This window comes from Herminiimonas sp. (genome assembly GCF_030645555.1).
Classification (GTDB): Bacteria; Pseudomonadota; Gammaproteobacteria; order Burkholderiales; family Burkholderiaceae_D; genus Oxalicibacterium.
In genome coordinates, this window is record NZ_JAUSME010000054.1 from 1 (window position 1) to 8791 (window position 8791).

Sequence of the window (8791 nt, forward strand, 5' to 3'; positions counted from 1 at the left end):
ATCGCATCCGGATTGTGGCCGTAGTCAGCAATGACGGTGGCACCGCGGTGCGAAAAAAGGTTGAAGCGGCCGGGCGTGGTGGCTGCGCTGTTTTCAAATGTACGCAAGCCATTCAGCACGACATCCCAGTCCAGGCCCAACCCCCAGGCAGCGCCGATGGCAGCCATCGCGTTTTCAATCTGGAAGCCGATCAAGCCATTGTGCGTGATCGGAATATCGGCCAGCTGTATCCGGTGTTCGAACGTGCCTTCGGAGGCGACAATTGCGGCGCCATCCAGATACAGCACGCGATGGCCTTGCGCACGGTGCGTGGCCAGCACGGCGTGATGGCCATCCTTTGCAAAGAAGGTCACGTGGCCGGGGCAGCTGGTCGCCTTGTTGACCACCATAGGATCGGCGGCATTCAATACGGCGGTGCCGTTGGGCGCGACATTTTGCACGATGACGCGTTTGACGACGGCCAGATCTTCAACGGTGGAAATGAAATTCAGGCCGAGATGGTCGCCGACGCCGATATTGGTGACGACCGCGACGTTGCAGCGATCGAAGCCCAGGCCTTCGCGCAAGACGCCGCCACGTGCTGTTTCAAACACGGCTGCATCTACGTCCGGATGCATCAATACATTGCGTGCGCTGCGCGGGCCGCTGCAGTCGCCGGTGTCTATGCGTTCATTTTCGATGTAGACGCCATCGGTGCTGGTCATGCCGACCCGATGTTTATTCGCCTGCAGGATATGCGCGATCAGGCGTACCGTCGTGGTTTTGCCATTGGTACCGGCCACTGCGACGACCGGGATGCGGCCATCGTCGCCTTCGGCAAACATCGTTGAAACGATCGCTTCGCCGACCGGACGGCCTTTGCCGAACGAGGGTTTGATGTGCATGCGCAAGCCGGGCGCGGCGTTGACTTCAACCACGCCGCCGCCTTGTTCTTCCAGCGTATTGTGGACATTTTCGCAGACCAGATCGACGCCGCAGATATCGAGGCCTATCATTTGCGCCGCTTCGACTACGCGTGCAGCCAGTTGCGGATGCACGTCGTCGGTGACGTCGGTGGCGATACCGCCGGTGCTCAGGTTGGCATTGTTGCGCAGCACCACAGGCGAGCCTTTGGCGGCGATGCTTTCCAGCGTGTAACCCTGTTTTTCCAGCGTCGCCAGCGTCGTGCTGTCGACCTTGATCTTGGTCAGCGGCGTCGCGTGGCCATCGCCGCGCAAAGGATCCAGATTGACCTGGTCTATCAATTGCTGCACGGTTTGCGCGCCGTCGCCTATGACTTCTGGCGGCGTGCGGCGTGCGGCCGCGATCAATTGCTTGCCGACCACCAGGAAGCGGTAGTCCTGTCCCGAGATGTAGCGTTCTATCACGACATCGTCGCAAATGACTTTGGCCGCCGCAAAACCGGCTTCGATTTCGGCGCGGGTTTTCAGGTTGACGGTCACGCCTTTGCCCTGATTGCCATCGCGCGGCTTGATGACTACTGCGGCGCCGATTTCAGTCGCGGCCTGCCATGCATCTTCCGCCGTGGTGACTGAACGGCCATCCGGCACCGGTACGCCGGCTGCGCTCAGCAACAGCTTGGTCATTTCCTTGTCTTGCGCAATCGATTCGGCTATCGCGCTGGTGAAGCCGGTTTCGGCTGCCTGGATGCGCAATTGCTTGCTGCCCCAGCCGAACTGCACCATGCTGCCTTCGGTCAGGCGGCGATAGGGTATGCCGCGTGCGACCGCTGCATCGACGATGGCGCCGGTACTGGGTCCCAGACGGATGTCTTCGTCGAGTTCGCGCAACTGTGCCAGTGCGCTGGCCAGATCGAAAGGCGTGTCTTCGACGGCCGCGCGGCACAGGTTTTGCGCCAGTTCAAAGGCGAGCCGGCCGACCGCTTCTTCGGTGTACTCGACGACGACCTGGTAAGTGTCTTTTTCAACGGTTTCTATTGTGCGGCTGAATGTTACCGGGCAACCGGCTTGCGCCTGCAGGCCGAGTGCGGCGTATTCAAGTACATCGGCCATCGAAAACGAGGTTTTCGGACGCGCCGTATCGATGAATTTAATTTCCGGGAAACGGGTACGCAAGCGGTCTTCAAAACCGGTAATGACGGCGATGTCTTTTTCTGAGTCATTGCACGACACGATGGCTTCGATCGACGTGTGGCGGCTCCAGAGATTAGGGCCGCGCAGGGCGCGAACGCGGGATATTTCCATGGACATCTTCCTTCTCGATACTGCTTGTCTCGTAGCGCCTTTGCTAGGCGCTTTATTGACGGACGCAGTTGTATAAACTGTATCAGTCTCTTCTGTTTCTTGCTGTGCGTATACAGTGCTCATGGCAATCAGGCGGCAGATACCGCAGTCTGTTCAAAGGTTTCTATACCTGCGCGCATCAGATCGGGGCTGACGCCCAGTGCCCATGCTGCTGCTATCGCCGCCAATACGTTTTCGGTATCGAGGGTGCTGCGATTTTGCAGCGCATTGCTAATCAGGATTTCTTCCGTACCGGATGCGAGGACTATATCGCCGGCGCTGATGTATACGCTGCGCTCGCCTTTTTCGCGATGCGCGACCAGCGTCGGGGTCGCGGGCGAGATGGCGAAGAAAATCACGCTGCCATCGCACAGCGATGCCAGGTCGGCGACGCGTTCATCGGCGGCATTCAATACCGCCACGCCGGTCGGCAAGACGACATCGACCTGGGTGCGCGCTACCTTGCTCATCTGGTCGGCATCGTCGATATAAAATTCCGGCAGCGTGACGGCGGGATCGATATTCGTCACCACGCCAACTTCGCACCAATCGTAAGCCAGGCCTTCTGACAGGATCATTTTGCTGCCGTTTTCAAATACGGCGGCTTCGACCATGCGGTTCATCAAGACTTGACGTCCGGCATTCCAGTTGTCGGCAGGCTTGTGCAAGACCTGGCGCTGGTGCAGGAACAAGCCGTCGCGGCAAGCCAGGCCTACATACGTGCCTTGCAAATGCAGCAACCAGGCAATCAGGCGCGATACGGCAGTGGTGCCGTGCGAGCCGGTGACGCCGACGACAGGGATACGGCCGCTTTCATTTTCAGCAAACAAATGATCGACGATCGCGCGTCCAACCGGACGGGCCGGACCATCTGCCGGTTTCAGGTGCATCAACAGGCCGGGACCGGCGTTGACTTCGACTATCGCGCCGTCTTGTCCAGCCAGCGGCTTGGAAATATCTTCTATGACCAGATCGACGCCGGCGATATCGAGTCCGACGATGCGTGCTGCCAGCGAGGCCGCTGCGGCGACGCTCGGATGCACCTGGTCGGTGACGTCAAACGAGACATTGCCGTTGCGCTGCACCAGGATTTTTTCACCGGCGGCCGGTACGGATTCGGTCGTATAACCCTGGCGCGCCAGTTCCAGCAAGACGACGCGCGGATCGTCCGATTCGTCGATCAGGATCAGGTTGAGCGGGCAGTCTTCACTGCTGCCGCGGCGGGGATCGCTGTTGAGCTGGCTATTGATCAATTCGAATATGCTGGATTTGCCATCCGCGATGATCGATGCTTCTTCGCCGCGTGCGGCGGCGACCAGTTTGCCGCCGACCACCAGCAAGCGGTGTTCGTTGCCGCGGATGAAACGCTCGACGATGACGTCGCTGCTTTCCTGTTCCGCCAGCAAGAAGGCGGCTTCGATATCGGTGGCCGAGCTCAGGTTGGTCGATACGCCGCGGCCATGATTGCCGTCCAGCGGTTTGATGACGACCGGCAAACCTATACTTTCAGCGGCTTCCCATGCATCGGCGGCGCTGTTGACGATACGGCCTTCAGGCACCGGTACGCCGCAGGATTGCAGCAGGGTTTTGGTCAATTCCTTATCGCTGGATATGGTTTCAGCGATGGCGCTGGTCTGGTCGGTTTCGGCCGTCCAGATGCGGCGCTGGCGCGCGCCATAGCCAAGTTGCACCAGATTGCCTTCACTCAGGCGCAGCGACGGGATGCGGCGGTCGGTTGCTGCTTCGACGATGCAGCCGGTACTCGGCCCCAGCGCAACGGATTCCAGAATGTTACGTAGATGGTCTACCGTCGATTTAACATCGTAGGGCTGGTCTTCGATTGCGGCCATCACCAGGTCGCGGGCGGCAAGCAGGGCGGCGCGGCTGACTTCTTCGTGGCGGGCGCGGACGACGACTTTGTAGACGCCGCGTTTCGAGGTTTCGCGCGCCTTGCCAAAGCCGCTTTGCATGCCGGCCAGGTTTTGCAGCTCTATCATCACGTGTTCCATGATGTGGCCGGGCCAGGTGCCTTCGCGCACGCGCATCAAAAACCCGCCATGGACGCCGACGCCGCAATGATGATCGACCAGGCTGGGCAGCCAGGCGCTCAGGCGCTCATAGAAGCCGGGTATGGTGTTGGATGGCGAATCTTCCAGCTCGCCTATATCCACCCATGCCTCCAGCACCGGGCGATAAGTCCAGATATTCGGTCCACGTAGACTGAGCACATCGATGATATCGATGGTTTTCTTATTCATTATGTAATCGGATAGTGATAGTAGGCGCCAAAACTTCTATGGCTAAAATTGGTGTAACGCGCTCGGCGTTTTTTGGTTTACGTGTTTGCTGAATATATTTTACGCGCGGACAAATACGCATCAACAAGTTGGGTGCGTTTGGATATACTGGCCGGCAATTAGAGATAAAACCATATATTCTGGTCGCAAGTTCACTGAACATTCGCTCTTCACGAAAACCCTTCCTGCATCGATGAAAACCGCATTTCCACCATTGTTATCAACAAGACATGCTCTTCCTGCGCTGTGGCAGGATGTAAATAGCCAATTGAGCAAGGATGAAATCATACTCGCTCATGTCGAGCTTGATCTTGATTTAAGTTTGCATTTTGTACCTGGCATCATCATTTTGACCAATTTGCGCCTGCTGTCGCGCACCCGCAGTGAAGCCGGCTGGCAAACATGGCCGTGCGATGGCGCCGACCTTGCGCTCAAGCACCATGACCATGCCGGCGTCGGTACGCTGGAGTTGCACGATGCAAAGGCGCGTCTGGCAACGTGGCGTTACACGCTGGCCCGCAATCCGGAAGCGCTGGCGCTGATTACCCAGTTTGAACAGCAGCGCCGCGTCCTCGCATCCGGCGTGAGCCATGTGCCGGAACCGGAGGTGGAAAACACTGAAGAATCGCCGGATGAAGATGGCGAGGCAGGCGGTGCCGCCGAAGAGCCGGCGCCATCGACCGCCTCGCTGTTTCGCCTGTGGCGTTTTGCCCGGCCATACCGCGGCCAGTTGCTGGCCGGCTTCCTGCTGACGCTGGCTTCTACCGCCGCCACGCTGGTGCCGCCATACCTGACGATGCCCTTGATGGATAACGTGCTGATCCCGTATCAAAACGGCGCACCCATCAACCCCAGTCTGGTCGCGCTATACCTGAGCGGCTTGTTTGGCTCGGCATTGTTTGCCTGGGGCCTGGGCTGGGCGCGCACCTACATACTGGCGCTGGTCAGCGAGCGCATAGGCGCGGATTTGCGCACGACCACCTATGAGCACTTGCTGCGCCTGTCGCTCGAATATTTCGGCGGCAAGCGTACTGGCGACCTGATGACCCGCATAGGTTCCGAGACCGATCGCATCTGCGTCTTCCTGTCGCTGCATTTGCTGGATTTCTTCACCGACGTGCTGATGATCATGATGACGGCGGCGATCCTGATTTCTATCAATCCGTGGCTGGCGCTGGTGACCTTGCTGCCGCTACCTTTCATCGCATGGATGATCCATGTGGTACGCGACAAATTGCGCAACGGCTTTGAAAAAATCGATCGCATCTGGTCGCAGGTGACCAATGTGCTGGCCGATACTATCCCCGGCATACGCGTGGTGAAGGCATTTGCGCAGGAAAAACGCGAAGCGGCACGCTTCCGCGAAGCCAACAAGCACAATCTGGCCATCAATGACCGCGTCAACAAGGTCTGGTCGCTGTTTTCGCCTACCGTGACCTTCCTGACGGAAATCGGTTTGCTGGTGGTGTGGGCGCTGGGCATCTGGCAAGTGTCGCAAGGCTTGATCACGGTCGGGGTACTGACCGCCTTCCTCGCTTACATCACGCGCTTTTACACGCGCCTGGATTCGATGAGCCGCATCGTTTCAGTCACGCAAAAGGCGGCGACTGGCGCCAAGCGTATTTTCGATATCCTCGACCATGTATCGAGTGTGCCGGAAGCGGTCAATCCGGTGCATCTGGACAAGGTGCAGGGCAAAATCACGATCAGGGATATCGGTTTCCGTTACGGTAATCGTGCGGTGATACGCGGCCTCGATCTGGAAATCAAGCCGGGTGAGATGATAGGCCTGGTCGGTCACAGTGGTTCGGGCAAAAGCACGCTGGTCAATCTGATCTGCCGTTTTTACGATGTGTCGGCGGGCGCGATCCTGATCGATGGCGTCGACGTGCGCGCGATCCCGATTTCCGAATATCGCCGCAACATAGGCCTGGTGCTGCAGGAACCCTTCCTGTTTTTCGGCACGATAGCCGACAACATTGCATACGGCAAACCGGATGCGAGCCGCGAGGAAATCATTGCGGCGGCGCGCGCGGCAAATGCGCATGAATTCATCCTGCGCCTGCCGCATGGCTACGATTCGATGGTCGGCGAGCGCGGACAAACCCTGTCCGGCGGCGAGCGGCAGCGCATTTCGATTGCCCGCGCCTTGCTGATCGATCCGCACATCCTGATCCTTGATGAAGCAACCTCATCGGTCGATACGACCACTGAGCGCGAGATACAAAAGGCGCTCGACAACCTGGTGCGCGGCCGTACCACGATAGCCATCGCACACCGCCTGTCCACGCTGCGCCGCGCCGATCGCATTGTCGTGATGGACAGGGGTTTGATTGTTGAAGTGGGTTCGCACGATGAACTGCTCGCGCGCGAAGGCGCGTATTACAAACTGTATCAGGCACAACAGCGGCAGGCGGAACAGGATTTGCTTGAAGACAGCGCAGCCGGGGAGGTGGCATGAACGACTTTCAATTAACGCAGTTTCAGCTTAGCCGCAACGCCTACGGCAAACTGATTTACTCGGCGCCCGGCGATACGGAAGTGCATGAAGGCGTGGTGCCGGTGAGGGCCTTTCCGATTGCTGCGCCCGATGTCGGCATCGCGATCGTCAGCATGGATGGACGCGAGCTGGCGTGGATAGAGCGCCTTACCGATTTGCCGGAGCAGATACGCATCTTGCTCGAAGAAGAATTGGCCAATCGTGAATTCCTGCCCGAGATACAGCAGATCAAGCATGTCTCTGTCTTTGCCTCACCGAGTACCTGGACGGTGGCCACCAACCGTGGTGATGCGACGCTGGTGTTGAAGGGGGAAGAAGATATCCGCCGCGTCGGCGAATCCGGATTGATCATTGCCGATGCGCACGGCATCCAGTTTTTGATCCGCGATTTGCAAAAGCTCGACAAGGCCAGCCGCAAGCTGCTAGACAGATTCCTGTAGGCACAGCAGTGTTCCAGTCATGAAGACACTCATGACTGGAATGACGTTCGGCTTGAATAAATCCTGAAATTAAAATCCGAAACGTGCGCCTGCGCCCAGCAGTGTCGCTATCCCCAGCACCGCAAAAATCGCCGCCGCTATCCGGTGCACGAGCTTGACCGGCATGCGGTTGGCTATCTTGTCGCCGAAATAAACCGCCGGCGCATTCGCCAGCATCATGCCGAACGTGGTGCCGGCCACTACCCAAAAGAATGAATGGAATTGTGCAGCCAGGGCCACGGTTGCAATCTGCGTCTTGTCGCCCATTTCCGCCAGGAAGAATGCAATCAGCGTAGTCATGAAGACGCCGTATTTGGCGAGCTTGGCATCGCCTTCATCGAGCTTGTCCGGAACCAGGATCCAGCCCGCCATCAGCAGGAACGATACGCCCAGCACCCAGCGCAGGATGTCCGGCCCGAGCAGGGTCGTGATCCAGGTGCCGATAGCAGCGGCGAATGCATGATTGGCGATCGTGGCAACCAGGATCGCCAGCACGATAGGCAAGGGTTTGCGGAATTTGGCTGCGAGGAGAAATGCCAGCAGTTGCGTTTTGTCGCCGATTTCAGCGAGGGCAACGATGCCGGTAGAGACGAAGAATGCTTCCATCAGGGGATAAACTTTCTGGGGCCGGAATAATAACCAAAGCACAAACAGCGACCCCGGCCCATGCGGTCGTCATTTGAGCTATGGTCTCGCCAAGTCTGTCGACTATCTGCACCATGGCCTGCGGGCCAAGAATGTTGATACAGATTCCTTTGTTGCCAAAGGACGGCTACTCCCCAATGTTCGAGGCGAATGATAGCAGAAAACCCGCCCGCATCGCGCGCGCATGCCCGGGTGTTTTTGTCATGCAGGGAATTATTGTGCGTTTTTTAACTCCTACTTCAATCGCGTTGACGCAAGCGCCTGACATTAGATAGTCAACAGCAATTTGAGGAGGATCAGCATGGTTTCCACAGTAAAGAAAGTGCAAGTTTCTCCGAGCAAACATCGCGCAAAATCGGACGGCCAAGGGACGGTCGATGAAAAAAATAAGACGCCACGCTTGCCGCATGAAATCGATGAATCATCCGACAGTCAGCAGAGCCCGCCGCGTACCATCATCAAGCAAGCCTTTGATGATATCGAAGCCGGGCAGGTAGACACGGACCGTACCGGGATGCCGGGCGTAGAAGAAGTGCATCGCAAGAATCCGGATAAAACCACGCCGGAAGCGATACCCGAATCGTCAAGGATGCCGCCCAGCATACCCAAGGAATAGCCAGCCGGCTG

At 58.0% G+C, this 8791-nt stretch carries 6 protein-coding genes and 1 riboswitch; of the genes, 3 read left to right on the forward strand and 3 right to left on the reverse strand.

Features of this window, described 5'->3' with window-relative positions; translation table 11 throughout:
* Window positions 1-2204, reverse strand: a 2204-nt coding sequence (gene cphA / locus Q7T06_RS02230) for a cyanophycin synthetase (protein ID WP_304779418.1), incomplete at its 3' end; no start/stop codon positions are given.
* Window positions 2205-2332: 128 nt separating this feature from the next.
* Window positions 2333-4501, reverse strand: a complete 2169-nt coding sequence (gene cphA / locus Q7T06_RS02235) for a cyanophycin synthetase (RefSeq protein WP_304779427.1) — start codon at window positions 4499-4501, stop codon at window positions 2333-2335.
* A gap of 307 nt (window positions 4502-4808) precedes the next feature.
* On the opposite strand from cphA (Q7T06_RS02235), the gene Q7T06_RS02240 reads away from it, so the two are divergent.
* A complete protein-coding gene (locus Q7T06_RS02240) occupies window positions 4809-7001 on the forward strand; it encodes an ABC transporter ATP-binding protein (protein WP_370652331.1) in 2193 nt (730 codons plus the stop codon).
* A complete protein-coding gene (locus Q7T06_RS02245) occupies window positions 6998-7480 on the forward strand; it encodes a DUF1854 domain-containing protein (RefSeq protein ID WP_304779435.1) in 483 nt (160 codons plus the stop codon). The genes Q7T06_RS02240 and Q7T06_RS02245 overlap by 4 nt, the downstream gene beginning before the upstream one ends.
* Before the next feature lie 69 nt (window positions 7481-7549).
* Here Q7T06_RS02245 and Q7T06_RS02250 read toward each other — a convergent pair whose 3' ends face one another.
* A complete protein-coding gene (locus Q7T06_RS02250; protein WP_304779439.1) occupies window positions 7550-8125 on the reverse strand; it encodes a TMEM165/GDT1 family protein in 576 nt (191 codons plus the stop codon).
* An 18-nt stretch (window positions 8126-8143) separates the two neighbouring features.
* Window positions 8144-8312: riboswitch (yybP-ykoY riboswitch) on the reverse strand.
* 153 nt (window positions 8313-8465) lie between these two features.
* Between Q7T06_RS02250 and Q7T06_RS02255 the strand changes: the two genes are divergently transcribed.
* The gene (locus tag Q7T06_RS02255; RefSeq protein ID WP_304779443.1) at window positions 8466-8780 is read left to right on the forward strand and encodes a hypothetical protein; all 315 of its coding nucleotides are present in this window, start codon (window positions 8466-8468) and stop codon (window positions 8778-8780) included.
* Window positions 8781-8791: the final 11 nt, after the last annotated feature.